This is a genomic window from Pseudoalteromonas rhizosphaerae, from assembly GCF_902498845.1.
Lineage (GTDB): Bacteria > Pseudomonadota > Gammaproteobacteria > Enterobacterales > Alteromonadaceae > Pseudoalteromonas > Pseudoalteromonas rhizosphaerae.
The window spans coordinates 1-752 of sequence record NZ_CABVLM010000049.1; the positions used below are offsets into that span (position 1 = coordinate 1).

Here is a 752-nt window from a genome sequence, read left to right on the forward strand (position 1 = left end):
GCGATTTAGCCCTTGCCATTCGCTAGTAGTTATCGTTTAATAACAGTATGTTATTTAAACGGTGATCTTCCTACAGAGGACTTTCACCTCATAAGTCAATGCCCATGTCGGGCGTACACAAGTCAATGCAGCCGACCGCTAACGCGTCGGCTGATTGAAGCATTAGTTTTCTATGATTATATATCGCATATTATTTTTAAATTTAATTTTTGTATCGGTGGCAATATTGGCAAGTGATAAATCTGATGGTACTACTGATGAACAATGGAGCAAGTATCTTGAGCATAAAGCCACTTGGGATAAAATGCTCAAGGATCGTTATGATAATGAGTTAAAGCATACTCCACCTAAACCTCCCTGGATTAAATATCCTAATCGTCATCCAACTGATATATTTTGGCGAATGGGGAACGGTGAGGATTATTTAGCTGATTATTTCGGTTTGTATTTTAAATACTCTTCTAAAGCTGAGATAAATGCTTATAAACTTAAATACCCAGAACACACAGACTGGCTTGGGAAGTATGAAAGTATCGAAAACTAACAAGCCGCCAAGGTTCGCCGCAAAAAGCGCGGCTGGGACAAATACTCTCTGGGCAAAGCCCAACAACGTTCGCATTTGCCTCTTGGCAAAGCGTTGGTATGACTCCCACTGTCAAGTTAAACACACTGATCCTTGCCTAACTTTTTAAGCCATAATTACTTCAGCTCGAATTAGAGCGAGTTAATACATAGGATGAAGCAAGTAATGT

The 752-nt window shown here is 39.8% G+C and carries 1 protein-coding gene; it reads left to right on the plus strand.

The features are described from left to right. Positions 1–172 precede the first annotated feature (172 nt). The gene (locus PSR9079_RS23405) at positions 173–544 is read left to right on the plus strand and encodes a hypothetical protein (RefSeq protein WP_149983458.1); all 372 of its coding nucleotides are present in this window, start codon (positions 173–175) and stop codon (positions 542–544) included. Positions 545–752 lie beyond the last annotated feature (208 nt).